The sequence below is a fragment of the Streptomyces sp. NPDC007872 genome, from assembly GCF_042868165.1.
In the GTDB taxonomy this organism is placed as follows: Bacteria; Actinomycetota; Actinomycetes; order Streptomycetales; family Streptomycetaceae; genus Streptomyces.
Genome location: NZ_JBIAEA010000006.1, coordinates 279,598 through 297,897, shown reverse-complemented (window position 1 = coordinate 297,897; position 18,300 = coordinate 279,598). Strand labels below are relative to the sequence as shown.

The following is an 18,300-nucleotide window of genomic DNA, read 5'->3' as shown; positions in this document are numbered from 1 at the left end:
GGCCACGCGCGCGTGCGGCGGCCGGGGAAACGGACCCGCCCTTCCCCGCGTGCGCGTACGGAGGCCGGCGAGACGGGCCCGCTCCGGGCACCGCCTAGGCTGGCCGCCATGGCCACGCTGATCCTCGTCCGGCACGGACGCTCCACCGCCAACACCTCCGGGGTCCTCGCCGGGCGCACGCCCGGGATCGCGCTCGACGAGCGCGGGGCCGCGCAGGCCGCCGCGCTCCCCGGGCGCCTCGCGGACGTCCCGCTCGCCGCCGCCGTCTCCAGCCCCCTCCAGCGCTGCCGGGAGACCCTGCGGCCCCTCCTCGACGCCCGTCCGGACCTCCCGTTCCACGTCGAGGAGCGGATCAACGAGTGCGACTACGGCGACTGGTCGGGCCGCAAGCTCGCCGAGCTCAACGACGAGCCCCTGATGGAGGTCGTCCAGGCGCACGCCTCCGCCGCCGCCTTCCCCGGCGGCGAGTCCATGCGCGCGATGCAGAACCGCGCCGTCGAGGCCGTACGGGACTGGAACGCGCGGATCGAGGCCGAGCACGGCGAGGACGCCTGCTACGTCATGTGCTCGCACGGCGACATCGTCAAATCGCTCGTGGCGGACGCCCTCGGCCTCCACCTCGACCTCTTCCAGCGCGTCCACGTCGACCCCTGCTCGGTCACCGTCATCCGCTACACGCGCCTGCGTCCCTTCCTCCTCCGGCTCGGCGACACGGGGGACTTCGCCGGATTCGCCCCCCGCGAGCGCCCGGGGGACGGCGGGGCGGCCGAGGTCGGTGGCGGTGCGGGCGCACCGTGATCCCTTCGCGCAGTAGGGTGGACGCGCCGTTGTAGTACGACCGTCGAGACGCAAGGAGCCGGGAACGTGTCCCGTCAGGTGTTCCTCTACGACCCACCGGAGCGTTTCGTGGCCGGCACGGTCGGACTGCCTGGCCGCCGTACGTTCTTCCTCCAGGCGTCCGCCGGCGGCCGGGTCACCAGCGTCGCCCTGGAGAAGATGCAGGTCGCCGCCCTCGCCGAGCGCATCGACGAGCTCCTCGACGAGGTCGTGCGGCGCACCGGCGGCAACGCGCCCGTGCCCGCCGTCGCCCCCGTCGAGATCGCGGACACCGCCCCCCTCGACGCGCCCGTCGAGGAGGAGTTCCGGGTCGGCACCATGGCGCTCGCCTGGGACGGCGAGGAACAGCGCATGATCGTCGAGGCGCAGGCCCTCGTGGAGCTCGACGCGGACTCCGAGGAGGACCTCGCCGAGGCCGAGGAGCGGCTGCTCCAGGACGAGGAGAACGGCCCGCCGATGCTCCGGGTCCGCCTCACCGGCGCCCAGGCCCGGGCCTTCGCCAAGCGGGCCCTGGACGTCGTCAACGCCGGCCGCCCGCCGTGCCCGCTGTGCAGCCTGCCGCTCGACCCCGAGGGACACGTCTGCCCCCGCCAGAACGGATACCGCCGCGGAGCATGAGCAGCCCCCAGACCCTGCCGGGCGCGGACCTGCTCGCCCACGGTGAGCTGACCGTGCGCGGCCGGATCCGCGAGGCCTCCAACGCCGTCCTGTACTGCTCTGTCGCGTACGAGGGCCGGGAGGCGGCCTGCGTCTACAAGCCGGTCGCGGGGGAGCGGCCCCTGTGGGACTTCCCCGACGGAAACCTCGCCCGGCGCGAGGTCGCCGCGTACGAGGTCTCCGAGGCCACCGGCTGGGGCCTGGTCCCGCCGACGGTGCTCCGCGACGGCCCGTACGGCGAGGGCATGGTCCAACTGTGGATCGAGGCCGACCCCGGGGCGCGGCTCCTGGCCCTCACCGAGGACGAGGCGCCGGGAGAGGGCTGGAAGGCCGTCGGGGAGGCCGAGGTCGGCGAGGGCCGCACCGCCCTCCTCGTCCACGCCGACACCCCCGGACTGCGGCGGCTCGCCGTCCTGGACGCCGTGATCAACAACGGCGACCGCAAGGGCGGCCACCTGCTGCCGGCCCCCGACGGGCACCTGTACGGCATCGACCACGGGGTCACCTTCCACGTCGAGGACAAGCTGCGCACCCTGCTGTGGGGATGGGCGGGCGAGGAACTGCCCGCCGAGGCGGTCGAGGTCCTCGACCGCCTCGGCCCGGCCCTGGCGCCCGGAGCGCCGCTCGCCACCCGACTGGCCGAACTGCTCACCGGCGCCGAGGTGGCGGCGGTACGCGCCCGCGTGGCGGCCCTGCGGGCGGGCGGACGGCACCCGGAACCCTCGGGCCAGTGGCCCGCCATCCCCTGGCCGCCTGTCTGAGAACCGCCGTCCCGAGCCTCGTTCCGGGCCCCGTGCGGCCCACCCGCCCCAGGGGTTCGACCGAAAGTTTTCGGCCAAGCCGTGCCGGGCGGAGGAGTGCCCTCTTGGGAGACGCACGCGCGCATTCGCCCCGCAAGACCGCCTAATCGGTCAAGATCCCGGATCCGGTTCGTATCCGGAACACCTGTCCGGTTACGCTCGGGTCATGCATGCCTGGCCCGCTTCTGAGGTCCCCGCCCTTCCCGGCAAGGGCCGCGACCTCCGGATCCACGACACCGCGACCGGCGGACGAGTCACCCTCGTCCCCGGTCCCGTCGCCCGCATCTACGTCTGCGGCATCACCCCGTACGACGCGACCCACATGGGTCACGCGGCGACCTACAACGCGTTCGACCTCGTGCAGCGCGTGTGGCTCGACACCAAGCGGCAGGTTCACTACGTCCAGAACGTGACGGACGTGGACGACCCCCTCCTGGAGCGCGCGATCCGCGACGGCGTGGACTGGGTCGGACTCGCCGAGCGCGAGACCGCCCTCTTCCGCGAGGACATGACCGCCCTGCGGATGCTGCCCCCGCGGCACTACATCGGCGCGGTCGAGGCCATACCGGGCATCGTCCCGCTCGTCGAGCGCCTGCGGGACGCCGGCGCCGCCTACGAGCTCGACGGCGACGTCTACTTCTCCGTCGACGCCGACCCGCACTTCGGCGAGGTCTCGCACTACGACGCCGAGCTGATGCGCCACCTCTCCGCCGAGCGCGGCGGCGACCCCGAGCGCCCCGGCAAGAAGAACCCGCTCGACCCGATGCTCTGGATGGCCGCCCGCGAGGGCGAGCCGAGCTGGGACGGCGGCAGCCTCGGCGCGGGCCGCCCCGGCTGGCACATCGAGTGCGTCGCCATCGCCCTCGACCACCTCGGCATGGGCTTCGACGTGCAGGGCGGCGGCTCCGACCTGATCTTCCCGCACCACGAGATGGGCGCCTCGCACGCCCAGGCCCTCACCGGCGAGTTCCCGATGGCCAAGGCGTACGTCCACGCCGGCATGGTCGCCCTCGACGGTGAGAAGATGTCCAAGTCCAGGGGCAACCTGGTCTTCGTCTCGAAGCTGCGCCGCGACGGCGTCGACCCGGCCGCGATCCGGCTCGCGCTCCTCTCCCACCACTACCGCGCCGACTGGGAGTGGACCGACCGGATCCTCCAGGACGCCGTGGAGCGCCTCGGACGCTGGCGCGCCGCGGTCTCCCGCCCCGACGGGCTGCCCGCCGACGCCCTCGTCGAGGAGATCCGCGAGGCCCTCGCCGACGACCTCGACGCACCGGCCGCGCTCGCCGCGATCGACCGCTGGGCCGAGCGCCAGACGGCCGGGGGCGGCACCGACGAATCCGCTCCCGGACTCGTCTCCCGCGCCGTCGACGCGCTCCTGGGCGTCGCCCTGTAGGGACGCCGCCGTACAACTCCCTTCCGGCCAACCGCCCTTGGACTTCCGTGCGAAGTCCGGGGGCGGTTCCGTTTTGTCCTGTCGCGATGCTCGATTCTGCGCTAAAGAGGCTCCATGCAATCATCAATGCGCATGAGAGCTACGGTCGCCGGTGCACTGCTCGGGCTGCTCACCGCCTTCGCGGGCCCCGGCTCCACCGCCACGGCCGCCCCCACCGTCCCCACGGAGAAGGCCGCCCCCACCGAGAGGGCCAGGAGCGCCGAGCAGGCCGACAGCCCCGACACCACCGTCGGCGACGTGACCGGGTTCGCCGCCGACGGAGCCGTCTACCGGCTGACCGCCGGTCAGGCCCGGGCCCGCGTCAGCTTCGTCACCGCCGACACCTTCCGCATCGAACTCGCCCCCGACGGCACGTTCACCGATCCCACCGGCACCGACATCACCCTGCCCCAGGGCCCGCCCCCGGCCACCCGCTGGCGCGACCGCGGCGACCGGTACGAACTGAGCAGCGACCGGGTCACCCTGCGCGCCTACAAGTCCCCGCTCCGCTTCGCCGCCCTGCGCGCCGACGGCACCCCGCTCTGGTCCGAGACCCGCGGCCTCACCTGGAACCAGGACCGCACCGTCCAGACCCTCGCCCGCGGCGCCACGGAGCAGTTCTACGGCGCCGGCATGCAGAACGGCCGCGGCAACACCTCCCACCGCGACAAGACCGTGGAGGTGGGCGTCGACTACAACTGGAACGACGGCGGCCACCCCAACTCCGTCCCGTTCTACCTCTCCTCCACGGGCTACGGCGTCTACCGCAACACCTACGCCCCCAACACCTACGCCTTCACCGCGCCCGTCACCACGAGCGCGAAGGAACGGCGCTTCGACGCCTACTACTTCGCCGGCACCGGCCGCGACGCCGCCAAGGACGTCATAGGGCAGTACACCCGGCTCACCGGGAAACCGTTCCTGCCGCCCGTCTACGGCCTGGAGATCGGCGACGCCGACTGCTACCTGCACAACGCCAACCGCGGCGAGCGCCACACCCTCGACGCCCTGGAGGTCGCCGACGGCTACGTCGAGAACGACATGCCCAACGGCTGGATGCTCGTCAACGACGGCTACGGCTGCGGCTACGAGAACCTCGCGGAGACCGCCACCGGGCTCCGACAGCGCGACATGCAGCTCGGCCTGTGGACCGAGGACGGCATCGACCGGCTCGGCGAGCAGGTCAGGGCCGGCCAGCGGGTCGCCAAGCTCGACGTCGCCTGGGTCGGCGAGGGCTACAAGTTCGCCCTCGACGGCTGCAAGGACGCCCACGCCGGCATCGAGGCCCACAGCGACGCCCGCGGCTTCACCTGGGCCCCCGAGAGCTGGGCCGGCGCCCAGCGCTGCGGCGTCCAGTGGTCCGGCGACCAGTCCGGCAGTTGGGAGTACATCCGCTGGCAGATCCCGACCTACGCGGGCGCGTCCATGTCCGGCCTCGCCTACACCACCGGCGACGTCGACGGCATCTTCGGCGGCAGCGCCAAGACGTACACCCGCGACCTCCAGTGGAAGACCTTCCTGCCCGTCACCATGACCATGGACGGCTGGGCCGCCAGCGACAAGCAGCCCTTCCGGTACGGCGAGCCCTACACCTCGATCAACCGCGCCTCCCTCAAGCTCCACGAAGCCCTGCTCCCGTACGTCTACAGCCACGCCCACCGGGCCACGAAGACGGGCGTCGGCCTCGCCCGGCCGCTCGCCCTGGAGTACCCGGACGACCCGAAGGCCGCCACGGAGGCCGCGAAGTACGAGTTCCTCAGCGGCGAGGACTTCCTCGTCGCCCCCGTGTACCAGGACGCGGTGGAACGCGACGGCATCCATCTGCCGAAGGGCACCTGGATCGACTACTGGAGCGGCCGCACCTACGAAGGCCCCGTCACGGTCGACGACTACAGCGCCCCGCTCGACACCCTGCCCCTCTTCGTCCGGGCCGGGGCGACCGTCCCCCTGTGGCCCGGCGGCATCCGCTCGTACAAGGACCGCGCCCCCGGCGACCCGATCGCCTGGGACGTCTACCCCGAGGGCACCTCCTCCTTCGAGCTGTACGAGGACGACGGCGTCACCCGCGAGCACCGCACCGGCCGGTACGCCACCCAGCTCGCCGAGGTCCGCGCCCCGGACGCCGGGCCCGGCGACGTCTCCGTGCGCATCGGCCCCAGCAGGGGCACGTACACCGGCAAGCCGGCCGCCCGGCCGTACGCCTTCACCGTCCACACCGGCGACGCGCCCGGCGCCGTGCGGCTCGACGGGCGCGACCTGCCCGCCCTCGCCTCCCGCGCCGCCTTCGACGCCGCCGCGCAGGGCTGGTGGTACGACCGCGACGAGCGCGGGGGAGTGGTCCGGGTCAAGACGACCGCCCGGCCCACCGACCGCGGCTTCGAGGTGCTCCTGAAGGACACCAGCGCGGTCGGCGGCGCCGTCCGCGGCGCCTCCGCCACCGCCGCCGCGCCCACCGGACAGGAGCTCGGCGCCGGCGCGCCCGGCACCGTCGCCGTGGACGTCACCGCGGGCAGCAGGGACGCCACCGACGTACGGGTCTCCGTGGCCGCCCCGGCCGGGTGGCGGGTCGCCCCGGCCGCCCCGATCGCCCGCGTCCCGGCCGGAACCACCCGCCGGGTCGAGGTCGCCGTCACCCCGGCGGCGGACGCGAAGCCCGGCGAGGCCACCCTCACGGCGACGGTCCGCCACCGCGCGGCCGGCACCGACCGCACCGCGCTCCAGCGGTTCGCGGTCGGCGTGATGCCCCCGCCGCCCGCCGGCGACGCCTGGGCGAGCGACCTGGTGTGGCTGCGCTCCACCAACGGCTGGGGGCCGCCCGAGCGCGACCGGTCCAACGGCGAGTCCGGTACCGCCGACGGCCGGCCGCCGACCCTGGCCGGGAAGACGTACGAGAAGGGGATCGGCGCCCACGCCGACTCCGACGTCGAGGTCTACCTCGGCGGCCGCTGCACCGCCCTCACCGCCGACGTCGGCATCGACGACGAGATCGACGGCTACGGCGAGGTGGCCTTCTCCGTCGAGGCGGACGGCAGGGTCCTGTGGACCTCGCCCCCGCTGACCGGCGCCTCCGCGACCCTGCCCGTGGACGTCGACGTGACCGGGGCCCGGCACGTACGGCTGAGGATCACGGACACCAACGGGTCGAAGAGCGGCGACCACGGGGACTGGGCGGCGGCCCGGTTCACCTGCGCCTGACCCACGACGCGCGGGAGGGGCGCCCGTCCCCGGACGCCCCTCCCGCACCGTCTTCTCCGCACCGCCCGCTACTTCCCGGGACCGCCCTCGGGGGCCTCGGGGCCCTCGGGATCCTCACCGGGCGGGTTTCCGTCGGCGGGGTTCTCACCGGTCGGGCCCTCATCGGCGGCGCCTCCGGCGGAGTCCTCCTGCGGAGCCTCCCCTGAGGTCTCCCCGGCGCCCGCCCCCGGAACCGGTTCAGGCCCCTGGACCGACTCCGAGCCCGGCACCGACTCCGGTCCCGGCTGTTCCGGCTTCGGGGGGCGGATGCGGCCGCTGCCGGGGTCCAGCAGGAACGGGGAGTCCCCGCCCTCCGTCGCCACCCCGGGGCCGGGCCCCGCGCCCGGCTCGCGCCGCCGCAGGTACCGCTCGAACTCGCGGGCGATCGCCTCGCCGGACGCCTCCGGGAGCTCCGCGGTGTCCCGCGCCTCCTCCAGGGTCTGTACGTACTCGGCGACCTCGCTGTCCTCGGCGGCCAACTGGTCCACGCCGAGCTGCCAGGCCCGCGCGTCCTCGGGCAGCTCGCCCAGCGGGATGCGCAGTCCGATCAGGTCCTCCAGGCGGTTGAGCAGCGCCAGCGTCGCCTTCGGGTTCGGCGGCTGCGACACGTAGTGCGGCACCGCCGCCCACAGGCTCACCGCCGGCACGCCCGCGTGCGTGCACGCCTCCTGGAGGATGCCCACGATGCCCGTCGGGCCCTCGTACCGGGTCTCCTCCAGGTCCATCGTGCGCGCCAGGTCCGGATCGGAGGTCACCCCGCTGACCGGGACCGGCCGGGTGTGCGGGGTGTCGCCGAGCAGCGCGCCCAGGATCACCACCATCTCCACGCCCAGCTCGTGCGCGAAGCCGAGCAGCTCGTTGCAGAAGGAGCGCCAGCGCATCGAGGGTTCGATCCCGCGCACGAGCACCAGGTCGCGGGGCTTGTCGCCGCCCACCCGGACCACGGAGAGCCTGGTCGTCGGCCAGGTGATCTTCCGTACGCCGTTGTCCAGGAAGACCGTGGGCCGGTTCACCTGGAAGTCGTAGTAGTCCTCGGCGTCGAGCGCCGCGAAGACCTCGCCCTTCCACTCCCGGTCCAGATGGCCGACCGCGGTGGAGGCGGCGTCCCCGGCGTCGTTCCAGCCCTCGAACGCGGCCACCATGACCGGGTCGATCAGCTCGGGCACCCCCTCGAGCTCGATCACCCAGCGCCTCCTTCTCGAAGTTCCTGTCGTACGGACCAACCTTACGGCTTTCCGGCGGTCCGTCCGCAGCCCCCGGACATCCCCGAAAACCCGTGCGGCCTTGATCGACTACCCAGGAACTCACCCCCGCACACGACGGCGTCACTCCTCCCAGAGGGTGCTGGGCGCCTCCCTCCGGACCACCGGCGCGATCTCCTCGGCGAAGCGCTGGAGCGTCTCGGCCTGCTCGGCCGTCGACTGCCCGAAGGCGTCGACCGTGACGGACTGGAGGTCGTGCCCGTAGTGCTCGTGGTAGCCGAGGATCTTGTCGATGATCTGCTGCGGCGAGCCGATCAACTGGGGGCCGTCCGCGACGGCGTCCTCGATCGTGCGGAACGGGGTGTTGTAGCCGGCCTTGCCCTCCAGGTGCGGCCGGAAGCTCTGCCGGACCTTCGCCTCGTACAGGTCCTTGTAGCGGGCGACCGCCTGCTCGGGGGTGTCGGCGATGAGCAGACCGCCGGAACCGGCCGCCACGCGCGCGTGGGCCGGGTCGTGCCCGTACTCCTCGAACTTCTCGCGGTAGTGGGCGATGAGCCGCGCGTACGCCTCGCGGGGCTGGATCGCGTTGGCGGTGAAGAGCGGGTCGCCGTGCTTCGCCGCGAGCTCGGGGGAGTTGAGGCTGGTGGCCGAGCCGTGCCAGACCCGGGGCGGGCCGGCGTACGGGCGCGGCACCGTGGTCACGTTCTTCAGGGCGGGCCGGAACTCGCCCTCCCAGTCGACGCCCTCCTCCGTCCAGAGCCGGCGGAGCAGCTCGTACTTCTCCTTCTGGAGGTCCCACTGGCGCTCCTCGTCCAGGCCGAAGAGGTCGAAGTGGCCGGCCTCCGCGCCCTTGCCGACGACGAGTTCGATCCGGCCCCGGGAGAGCTGGTCGAGCGTGGCGTAGTCCTCGGCGACCCGGACCGGGTCGAGGATCGCGACCACGGTCACGCCGGTGAGGAGCCGGATCCGGGCGGTGCGGGCGGCGAGCGCGGCGAGCAGCACGGTCGGGGCCGAGGAGAGGAACGGGCCCGCGTGCCGCTCGCCGACCGCGTACGCGTCGAAGCCCAGGCGCTCGGCGGTCTCGCCGAGCGTGACGACCTGCTCCAACCGGTCTGCGGCGGACAGGAGTTCGCCGGTGAGCGGGTGCGGGGAGTGGTGGACGATCGTGAGCACTTGAAACTTCATGCTTCAACTCTGCGCGCGGAGTGTTGCGGGCGTGTGGACGGGGTGTGGCACGCCGGAGGGGCGATCCCTCCGAGGAGGAACCGCCCCTGGAAGCAGGAGAGTTACTTGCCCAGCATCTCCTCGACCCCGGCGCGGACCTCGTCCGTCGCCAGGCCGCGGATGGTCAGCGTCGTGCGGCGGCGCAGCACGTCGTCGGCCGTCTCGGCCCACTCGTGGTCGCGGGCGTAGGCGACCTGCGCCCAGATCTCCGGCGCGTCCGGGTGGACGCGCCGGGCCAGCTCCGGGTTCTCGTTCGCCATGCGGGCGATCTCGAAGGAGAGCGAGCCGTAGTGCGTCGCCAGGTGCTTGGCGGTGTCGGCGGCCATGCACGGGCCGGGCGCCGGACCGTCGACGAGCAGCCGGTGGGCGACCGCGTTCGGGTTGGCTATGCCGGGCAGCGGCAGCCGCTTCGGCAGCGCGGACACCGGCTCGTAGTCCTCACCGAGGGGGTGGCCGGGAAGCTGCTCCAGCTTCTTCATGACCGTGCGGCCGATGTGGCGGAAGGTCGTCCACTTGCCGCCGGCCACCGACAGCATCCCGCCGCGGCCCTCGGTCACGACCGTCTCGCGCTTGGCCTTGGAGGTGTCGCCGGGGCCGCCGGGGAGCACCCGCAGACCGGCGAAGGCGTACGTGATCAGGTCGCGCGACAACTGCTGGTCGCGGATGGAGAAGGCGGCCTCGTCCAGGATCTGGGCGGTGTCCTTCTCGGTGACCTCGACCTGGCCGGGGTCGCCCTCGTACTCCTCGTCGGTGGTGCCGAGCAGCAGCATGTCCTCCCAGGGGAGGGCGAAGGTGATGCGGTACTTGTCGATCGGGGTGGCGAGCGCGGCCCTCCACGGCGAGGTCCGCTTGAGGACCAGGTGCGCGCCCTTGGAGAGGCGGATGGAGGGGGCCGCGTTCGGGTCCTCCATCTTCCGCAGGTGGTCGACCCACGGGCCGGTCGCGTTGAGGACCAGGCGGGCGTCCACGCCGAACTCGTCGCCGCTGGTGCGGTCCTTCAGCTCGGCGCCGGTGGCCCGGCCGCGGGTGAAGCGCAGACCGGTGACCTCGGCGTGGTTGAGGACGGTGGCACCGGCGTCGACCGCGGCGCGGACCGTCATCAGCGCCATCCGGGCGTCGTTCATCTGGTCGTCGCCGTAGACGGCCACGGCCTTCAGATTGTCGGTCCGCAGCTCCGGCACGTCCTGCGCGGCCTTGGCGGGGGAGAGCAGGTGGCCGACGCCGTCGCCGAACGCCGAGAGCGCGGAGTACGCGAAGACGCCGGCGCCCAGCTTGGCCGCGCCGTGCGGGCCGCCCTTGTAGACGGGCAGGTAGAAGGTGAGCGGGTTGGCGAGGTGCGGGGCCACCTGGCGGGAGACCGCGCGCCGCTCGAAGTGGTTCTCCGCCACCAGCTTCACCGCGCCGGTCTGCAGGTAGCGCAGGCCGCCGTGGAGCAGCTTCGAGGAGGCGGAGGAGGTGGCGCCGGCGAAGTCGCCGGCGTCCACCAGGGCCACCCGCAGGCCCGACTGCGCGGCGTGCCAGGCGGTGGAGATGCCCAGGATGCCGCCGCCGATCACCAGGAGGTCGTACGTCGCCTTGGAGAGCCGTTCCCGGGTCTCGGCGCGGCTCGGCAGGGAACCGGCAGCCGGGCGCGTCCCCAGGGCGGGGACGCTCTGCAGGGTGGTCATGTCGCTTACTCCTCTTACTGCTCGCTCTTACTGCTCGTCGGATTCGTCTTCGAGCCAGCCCATGGAGCGCTCGACGGCCTTCAGCCAGCTCTTGTACTCGCGGTCGCGCTTGTCGGCGTCCATGCGGGGGGTCCATTCGGCGGCACGGCGCCAGTTGGCTCGCAGCGCGTCGGTGTCGGGCCAGAAGCCGACGGCCAGGCCGGCGGCGTAGGCGGCGCCGAGGCAGGTGGTCTCGGCGACCATGGGGCGCACGACGGGCGCGTCCACGAAGTCCGAGAGGGTCTGCATCAGCAGGTTGTTGGAGGTCATGCCGCCGTCGACCTTGAGCGCGGTCAGCTCGACGCCGGAGTCCTTCGTCATGGCGTCGGCGATCTCGCGGGTCTGCCAGGCCGTGGCCTCCAGGACGGCGCGGGCGATGTGCGCCTTGGTGACGTACCGGGTGAGGCCGGCGATGACACCGCGCGCGTCCGAGCGCCAGTAGGGGGCGAACAGGCCGGAGAAGGCCGGGACGAAGTAGGCGCCGCCGTTGTCCTCGACCGAGGACGCGAGGGTCTCGATCTCGGCGGCGGACTTGATCAGGCCCATCTGGTCGCGCATCCACTGCACCAGGGAGCCGGTGACGGCGATCGAGCCCTCCAGGGCGTAGACCGGCTTCTCGTCGCCGATCCGGTAGCCGACCGTGGTCAGCAGGCCGCTGTAGGAGTTGATCACCTTGTCGCCGGTGTTCATCAGCATGAAGGTGCCGGTGCCGTACGTGGACTTGGCCTCGCCCTCGGCGAAACACGTCTGGCCGAACAGGGCGGCCTGCTGGTCGCCGAGCGCGGAGGCGACCGGGACGCCGTCGAGGACGCCGCCCTTGACCGTGCCGTACACCTCGGCGGAGGAGCGGATCTCCGGCAGCACGGCGGCCGGGACGCCCATGGAGTGCAGGATGCGCTCGTCCCACGCCATCTCGTGCAGGTTCATCAGCATGGTGCGCGAGGCGTTGGTGACGTCGGTGACGTGCACGCCGCCGTCGACGCCGCCGGTCAGGTTCCAGATGACCCAGGAGTCCATGGTGCCGAAGAGGATGTCGCCGCGCTCGGCGCGCTCGCGCAGGCCCTCGACGTTGTCGAGCAGCCAGCGGACCTTGGGGCCGGAGAAGTACGAGGCGAGGGGGAGGCCGGTCTCGCGGCGGAAGCGGTCCTGGCCGACGTTGCGGCCGAGCTCCTTGCAGAGGGTGTCGGTGCGGGTGTCCTGCCAGACGAGGGCGTTGTGGACGGGCTCGCCGGTGTTCTTGTCCCACAGCAGCGTGGTCTCGCGCTGGTTGGTGATGCCGATGGCCTTGACGTCGGCGGCGGTGATCTCCGCCTTCTCCAGGGCGCCGGCGACGACCTCCTGGACGTTGGTCCAGATCTCGGCGGCGTCGTGCTCCACCCAGCCCGGCTTCGGGAAGATCTGCTCGTGCTCCTTCTGGTCGACGGAGACGATCCGGCCGTCCTTGTCGAAGACGATGCAGCGGGAGGAGGTGGTGCCCTGGTCGATGGCGGCGATGAAGGGGCCGGAGGTGTGGGCGTCGGTCACGGTGTGCTCCAAGGGAGGTCTGGAAGAAGGACGGCTCAGGCGAACGCGATGGTGTAGATGCCCGCGGCGAGGGCGCCGCCGATCAGCGGACCGGCGACCGGGATCCAGGCGTAGCCCCAGTCGGAGCCGCCCTTGTTCGGCAGCGGCAGCAGGGCGTGCACGATGCGCGGACCGAGGTCACGGGCCGGGTTGATGGCGTAACCGGTCGGACCGCCGAGCGAGAGGCCGATGGAGACCACGACGAAGGCGGTGATCAGGGCGCCCAGGGTGCCGAGGCCCTTGCCGCTGTCGTTGAGGCCCTGGGTGAGCACGGCGAGCACGAGCACGACGGTGCCGATGACCTCGGTGGCCAGGTTCTGCCAGGTGTTGCGGATCTCGGGGCCCGTGGAGAAGATCCCGAGCACCGGGCCGGGGCCCTCGATCGGCTTCTCGCCGATGGTCTCCGGGTCCGTGAGGTGGGCCCGGAACTGGCCGTAGTAGGCCACCCAGACCAACGCCGCGCCGATCATCGCGCCGAGCATCTGGCCGGCGAAGTAGACGGGCACGTCGCCCCAGGCCCCGTCCTTGATCGCGATTCCGACCGTGACGGCGGGGTTCAGATGGGCGCCCGAGAGGGAAGCCGTCATGTAGACGGCCGTCATGACGGCGAAGCCCCACCCGAAGGTGATCGCGAGCCAGCCCGCGCCGCGGGCCTTGGAGCTCTTGAGCGTGACGGCGGCGCACACGCCGCCGCCGAGCAGGATGAGTACGGCGGTACCGATGGTCTCGCCGAGGAAGATGTCGGAGCTGGACACCCGCGACTCCTTTGTCCTTCGTCCAGGGGAAGGCGAACCACGGGTCCCTCCGATGGTCCGCACCCTCGTGCTGAGGGCGTTGCCGGCCCTTGGCACTGCCACACTCTAGCGCGTATTGCCGGTAGGTGTTCGGCAATGCCGACCGATGAACGGAAGTTTTGCCCCCGGGTTAACAGCGCGTCAAGGGTCTGGGAAGTGAAAAACCCGCCGATGACGGGATCGTTACCGGCGGGTCGGAAGGGGGCGCGGGGGAGCCCCGGGAGGTCTCAGAAGCGGCCGGCCCCCAGGTCCCGGGAGACCGCGCGGGCGCAGTCCCGCACCGCCGCCACCAGCTCCGGCCGCAGCTCGCCGTCCGGGCGGAGCCGCTCCACCGCGCCCGTCACCGCCACCGCGCCCACCGGCATCCGCCGCCGGTCGTGGATCGGCGCCGCCACCGACGCCACGCCCTCCCAGGTCTCCTCCACGTCCGCCGCCCAGCCCCGGGCCCGCACCGTGTCGAGCAGCGTCTCGAAGTCCCCGAGCGCCGTCGTCGTCCGGGGCGTGAACGCCTCCCGCTCGACCTCCAGGACCTCGCTGTGCGCCACCGGGTCGTACGCCGAGAGGACCTTGCCCAGGGCCGTGGAGTGCAGCGGCTGCATGGCCCCCACCTCCAGGACCTGACGGCTGTCGTCCGGCCGGAAGACGTGGTGCACGATCAGCACGCCCCGCTGGTGCAGTACCCCCAGGTGCACGCTCTCGCCGCTGGACCGGGCCAGGTCGTCCGTCCAGACGAGCGCCCGGGCCCGCAGCTCGTGCACGTCCAGGTAGCTGTTCCCGAGGCGCAGCAGCTCCGCGCCCAGTTGGTAGCGGCCCGAGGCCGCCTCCTGCTCCACGAAGCCCTCCGCCTGGAGGGTGCGCAGGATCCCGTGGGCCGTTCCCTTGGCGAGTCCGAGCGACGACGCGATGTCCGACAGGCCGAGCCGGCGCTCGCCGCCCGCGAGCAGTCGCAGCATGGCCGCCGCTCTTTCAAGCGACTGGATGTTCTTAGCCATCGCCCGGCCCCTATCCCTCTCACACTGTTCGACAATGCTGAACACTATCGGTCGATGCCGACCTTGCGTCACATCCCACAGTGTCGGCCAAGGAGGGGCAGGACCGGGAGTCCCCGGACACAGGATGCCGTCCGGCCCGTGGGACGCCGTGTCCGCCCCGGCCCGAGCATGGTTAGGCTGGCTCCGTGCACCCTCCACCGAGCGTGCAAAGCCGACAGCCGTCGCATCCCAGGGAGATCGCCCATGGCCTCGTCGCCGTCCCCTTCCGCCTCCGCCTCCGCCTCCGGAGGGAGCGCCCCCGCCCCCGGTGACGCCCGGAGCCGCGCCGCCGCCCTCCGCGAGGCGCTCGCGACCCGCGTGGTGGTCGCCGACGGAGCCATGGGAACCATGCTCCAGGCCCAGGACCCCACCCTCGAGGACTTCCAGAACCTCGAAGGCTGCAACGAGATCCTCAACGTCACCCGGCCCGACATCGTCCGTTCGGTCCATCAGGAGTACTTCTCCGCCGGCGTCGACTGCGTCGAGACCAACACCTTCGGCGCCAACCACGCCGCCCTGGGCGAGTACGACATCCCCGAGCGCGTCCACGAGCTGTCCGAGGCGGGCGCCCGGATCGCCCGCGAGGTGGCCGACGAGTTCACCGCCTCCACCGGCCGCCAGCGCTGGGTCCTCGGCTCGATCGGCCCCGGCACCAAGCTGCCGACCCTGGGCCACGCCCCGTACACCCTCCTGCGCGACGCCTACCAGCGGAACGCCGAGGGCCTCCTCGCCGGCGGCGCCGACGCGCTGCTCGTGGAGACCACCCAGGACCTCCTGCAGACCAAGGCCTCCGTGATCGGCGCCCGCCGCGCCCTGGACGCCCTGGGCGCCGACGTGCCCCTGATCGTGTCCGTCACCGTCGAGACGACCGGCACCATGCTCCTCGGCTCCGAGATCGGCGCCGCCCTGACGGCCCTGGAGCCGCTGGGCATCGACATGATCGGCCTGAACTGTGCCACCGGCCCGGCCGAGATGAGCGAGCACCTGCGCTACCTCGCCCGCCACTCCCGCATCCCCCTGTCCTGCATGCCGAACGCCGGCCTGCCGGTGCTGACCTCGGACGGCGCCCACTACCCGCTGTCGCCGGCCGAGCTGGCCGACGCGCAGGAGACCTTCGTCCGCGACTACGGCCTCTCCCTGATCGGCGGCTGCTGCGGTACGACTCCGGAGCACCTGCGCCAGGTCGTCGAGCGGGTCCGGGACCTGACCCCCGCCGTCCGCGAGCCGCGCCCGGAGCCCGGCGCCGCCTCCCTCTACCAGACCGTGCCGTTCCGCCAGGACACCTCGTACATGGCGATCGGCGAGCGCACCAACGCCAACGGTTCGAAGAAGTTCCGCGAGGCCATGCTGGAGGCGCGCTGGGACGACTGCGTGGAGATGGCCCGCGACCAGATCCGCGAGGGCGCGCACATGCTCGACCTCTGCGTGGACTACGTCGGCCGCGACGGCGTGGCGGACATGGAGGAGCTGGCCGGGCGCTTCGCCACCGCCTCCACCCTCCCCGTCGTCCTGGACTCCACCGAGGTCGAGGTCATCCGGGCCGGCCTGGAGAAGCTCGGCGGCCGGGCCGTCATCAACTCGGTGAACTACGAGGACGGCGACGGACCCGAGTCCCGCTTCGCCAAGGTCACCCGACTGGCCCAGGAGCACGGCGCCGCCCTGATCGCGCTGACCATCGACGAGGAGGGCCAGGCCCGCACGGTCGAGCACAAGGTCGCCATCGCCGAGCGCCTGATCGAGGACCTGACCGGCACCTGGGGCATCCAGGAGTCGGACATCCTCATCGACACCCTGACCTTCACCATCTGCACCGGTCAGGAGGAGTCCCGCAAGGACGGCATCGCCACCATCGAGGCGATCCGCGAGCTCAAGCGCCGCCACCCCGACGTGCAGACCACCCTGGGCCTGTCGAACATCTCCTTCGGCCTCAACCCGGCCGCCCGCATCCTGCTCAACTCCGTCTTCCTCGACGAGTGCGTCAAGGCGGGTCTGGACTCGGCGATCGTGCACGCCTCCAAGATCCTGCCCATCGCCCGCTTCGACGACGAGCAGGTCACCACCGCGCTCGACCTGATCTACGACCGGCGCGCGGAGGGCTACGACCCGCTGCAGAAGCTGATGGCCCTCTTCGAGGGCGCCACCACCAAGTCCCTCAAGGCCGGCAAGGCCGAGGAGCTGGCCGCGCTGCCGCTGGAGGAGCGCCTGAAGCGGCGGATCATCGACGGCGAGAAGAACGGCCTGGAGGCCGACCTCGACGAGGCCCTGACCACCACCCCGGCCCTGGACATCGTCAACAACATCCTCCTGGACGGCATGAAGGTGGTCGGCGAGCTGTTCGGCTCCGGCCAGATGCAGTTGCCGTTCGTGCTCCAGTCCGCCGAGGTCATGAAGACCGCGGTGGCCCACCTGGAGCCGCACATGGAGAAGTCCGACGCGGAGGGCAAGGGCACCATCGTCCTGGCCACCGTCCGCGGCGACGTCCACGACATCGGCAAGAACCTCGTGGACATCATCCTGTCCAACAACGGCTACAACGTCGTCAACATCGGCATCAAGCAGCCCGTCTCGGCGATCCTGGAGGCCGCCGAGGAGCACAACGCCGACGTGATCGGCATGTCCGGCCTGCTGGTGAAGTCGACCGTGATCATGAAGGAGAACCTGGAGGAGCTCAACCAGCGCGAGCTGGCCGCCAAGTACCCCGTGATCCTGGGCGGCGCCGCCCTGACCCGCGCCTACGTCGAGCAGGACCTCCACGAGATCTACCAGGGCGAGGTCCGCTACGCCCGCGACGCCTTCGAGGGCCTGCGCCTGATGGACGCCCTCATCGCCGTCAAGCGCGGAGTCCCCGGAGCGGCGCTTCCCGAGCTCAAGCAGCGCCGGGTGCCCAAGCGGGACGCGGCCGCGCTCCGGGTCGAGGAGCCGGAGCCCGGCGGCCGCTCCGACGTCGCCGTCGACAACCCGGTGCCCACCCCGCCGTTCTGGGGCACCCGCGTCGTCAAGGGCATCCCGCTGAAGGACTACGCCTCCTGGCTCGACGAGGGCGCCCTCTTCAAGGGCCAGTGGGGCCTCAAGCAGAACCGGGCCGGCGACGGACCGGCGTACGAGGAGCTGGTGGAGACCGAGGGCCGGCCCCGGCTGCGCGGCTGGCTGGAGCGCCTCCACACCGAGAACCTCCTCGAAGCGGCCGTCGTGCACGGCTACTTCCCCTGCGTCTCCAAGGGCGACGACCTGATCGTCCTGGACGAGGACGGCAACGAGCGGACCCGCTTCACCTTCCCGCGCCAGCGCCGCGGCCGCCGCCTCTGCCTCGCGGACTTCTTCCGCCCGGAGGAGTCCGGCGAGACCGACGTCGTCGGCCTCCAGGTCGTCACCGTCGGCTCGAAGATCGGCGAGGCCACGGCCAAGCTCTTCGAGTCCGACTCCTACCGCGACTACCTGGAGCTCCACGGCCTCTCCGTCCAGCTCGCCGAGGCCCTCGCCGAGTACTGGCACGCCCGCGTCCGCGCCGAGCTGGGCTTCGCGGGCGAGGACCCGGCCGACGTCGAGGACATGTTCGCGCTCAAGTACCGCGGCGCCCGCTTCTCCCTCGGCTACGGCGCCTGCCCCGACCTGGAGGACCGCGCGAAGATCGCGGACCTGCTGCGGCCGGAGCGGATCGGCGTGCACCTCTCGGAGGAGTTCCAGCTCCACCCCGAGCAGTCCACCGACGCCATCGTCATCCACCACCCGGAGGCGAAGTACTTCAACGCACGGTGACCGCGTGCTGACCGCGAGTCGATCGGCGGCGTGTTAAGGGGACGCGTTTCCGCCGACCGGG

The 18,300-nt window shown here is 72.3% G+C and carries 12 protein-coding genes; 6 read left to right on the top strand and 6 right to left on the bottom strand.

The window, feature by feature from the left end; translation table 11 throughout:
- Nucleotides 1-108: 108 nt before the first annotated feature.
- The 5 genes from ACFYNX_RS23215 to ACFYNX_RS23195 all read left to right on the top strand — a co-directional run bounded on the left by ACFYNX_RS23215 (nt 109) and on the right by ACFYNX_RS23195 (nt 6,924).
- Nucleotides 109-798, top strand: a complete 690-nt coding sequence (locus ACFYNX_RS23215) for a histidine phosphatase family protein (protein ID WP_125661128.1) — start codon at nt 109-111, stop codon at nt 796-798.
- A 66-nt stretch (nt 799-864) separates the two neighbouring features.
- Nucleotides 865-1,455, top strand: a complete 591-nt coding sequence (locus tag ACFYNX_RS23210; RefSeq protein ID WP_125661125.1) for a DUF3090 domain-containing protein — start codon at nt 865-867, stop codon at nt 1,453-1,455.
- Nucleotides 1,419-2,255, top strand: coding sequence for an SCO1664 family protein (locus ACFYNX_RS23205; protein ID WP_388663940.1), 837 nt, complete (start codon nt 1,419-1,421; stop codon nt 2,253-2,255). Before ACFYNX_RS23210 ends, ACFYNX_RS23205 begins: the two co-directional genes overlap by 37 nt.
- Before the next feature lie 205 nt (nt 2,256-2,460).
- A complete protein-coding gene (gene mshC / locus ACFYNX_RS23200; RefSeq protein WP_388663728.1) occupies nt 2,461-3,690 on the top strand; it encodes a cysteine--1-D-myo-inosityl 2-amino-2-deoxy-alpha-D-glucopyranoside ligase in 1,230 nt (409 codons plus the stop codon).
- A gap of 114 nt (nt 3,691-3,804) precedes the next feature.
- Complete coding sequence (locus ACFYNX_RS23195; RefSeq protein ID WP_388663726.1) at nt 3,805-6,924, top strand: NPCBM/NEW2 domain-containing protein; 3,120 nt, start codon at nt 3,805-3,807, stop codon at nt 6,922-6,924.
- Between the two features lie 68 nt (nt 6,925-6,992).
- Here ACFYNX_RS23195 and ACFYNX_RS23190 read toward each other — a convergent pair whose 3' ends face one another.
- From ACFYNX_RS23190 to ACFYNX_RS23165, 6 genes are all read right to left on the bottom strand, one after another.
- On the bottom strand, nt 6,993-8,147 hold the full coding sequence (locus ACFYNX_RS23190; protein ID WP_388663724.1) for a PAC2 family protein: 1,155 nt from the start codon (nt 8,145-8,147) through the stop codon (nt 6,993-6,995).
- A 141-nt stretch (nt 8,148-8,288) separates the two neighbouring features.
- Nucleotides 8,289-9,350 carry an LLM class flavin-dependent oxidoreductase gene (locus ACFYNX_RS23185; RefSeq protein ID WP_388663722.1) on the bottom strand — a complete coding sequence of 354 codons (1,062 nt, stop codon included), beginning with the start codon at nt 9,348-9,350 and terminating at the stop codon, nt 8,289-8,291.
- Nucleotides 9,351-9,451: 101 nt separating this feature from the next.
- Nucleotides 9,452-11,056, bottom strand: coding sequence for an FAD-dependent oxidoreductase (locus tag ACFYNX_RS23180; protein WP_388663720.1), 1,605 nt, complete (start codon nt 11,054-11,056; stop codon nt 9,452-9,454).
- 27 nt (nt 11,057-11,083) lie between these two features.
- On the bottom strand, nt 11,084-12,619 hold the full coding sequence (gene glpK, locus ACFYNX_RS23175; protein ID WP_125658994.1) for a glycerol kinase GlpK: 1,536 nt from the start codon (nt 12,617-12,619) through the stop codon (nt 11,084-11,086).
- Nucleotides 12,620-12,654: 35 nt separating this feature from the next.
- Nucleotides 12,655-13,413 carry an MIP/aquaporin family protein gene (locus ACFYNX_RS23170; RefSeq protein ID WP_365540009.1) on the bottom strand — a complete coding sequence of 253 codons (759 nt, stop codon included), beginning with the start codon at nt 13,411-13,413 and terminating at the stop codon, nt 12,655-12,657.
- A gap of 266 nt (nt 13,414-13,679) precedes the next feature.
- Nucleotides 13,680-14,444, bottom strand: coding sequence for an IclR family transcriptional regulator (locus ACFYNX_RS23165; RefSeq protein WP_125659000.1), 765 nt, complete (start codon nt 14,442-14,444; stop codon nt 13,680-13,682).
- A gap of 243 nt (nt 14,445-14,687) precedes the next feature.
- Between ACFYNX_RS23165 and metH the strand changes: the two genes are divergently transcribed.
- On the top strand, nt 14,688-18,239 hold the full coding sequence (gene metH / locus ACFYNX_RS23160; RefSeq protein WP_365540008.1) for a methionine synthase: 3,552 nt from the start codon (nt 14,688-14,690) through the stop codon (nt 18,237-18,239).
- Nucleotides 18,240-18,300: the final 61 nt, after the last annotated feature.

What these genes read in the sequence shown, in the direction of transcription:
- ACFYNX_RS23215 (WP_125661128.1), top strand. Translation starts at nt 109, where the DNA reads ATGGCCACGCTGATCCTCGTCCGGCACGGACGCTCCACCGCCAACACC.
- mshC (WP_388663728.1), top strand. Translation starts at nt 2,461, where the DNA reads ATGCATGCCTGGCCCGCTTCTGAGGTCCCCGCCCTTCCCGGCAAGGGC.
- ACFYNX_RS23195 (WP_388663726.1), top strand. Translation starts at nt 3,805, where the DNA reads ATGCAATCATCAATGCGCATGAGAGCTACGGTCGCCGGTGCACTGCTC.
- ACFYNX_RS23185 (WP_388663722.1), bottom strand. Translation starts at nt 9,350, where the DNA reads ATGAAGTTTCAAGTGCTCACGATCGTCCACCACTCCCCGCACCCGCTC.
- ACFYNX_RS23180 (WP_388663720.1), bottom strand. Translation starts at nt 11,056, where the DNA reads ATGACCACCCTGCAGAGCGTCCCCGCCCTGGGGACGCGCCCGGCTGCC.
- ACFYNX_RS23165 (WP_125659000.1), bottom strand. Translation starts at nt 14,444, where the DNA reads ATGGCTAAGAACATCCAGTCGCTTGAAAGAGCGGCGGCCATGCTGCGA.
- metH (WP_365540008.1), top strand. Translation starts at nt 14,688, where the DNA reads ATGGCCTCGTCGCCGTCCCCTTCCGCCTCCGCCTCCGCCTCCGGAGGG.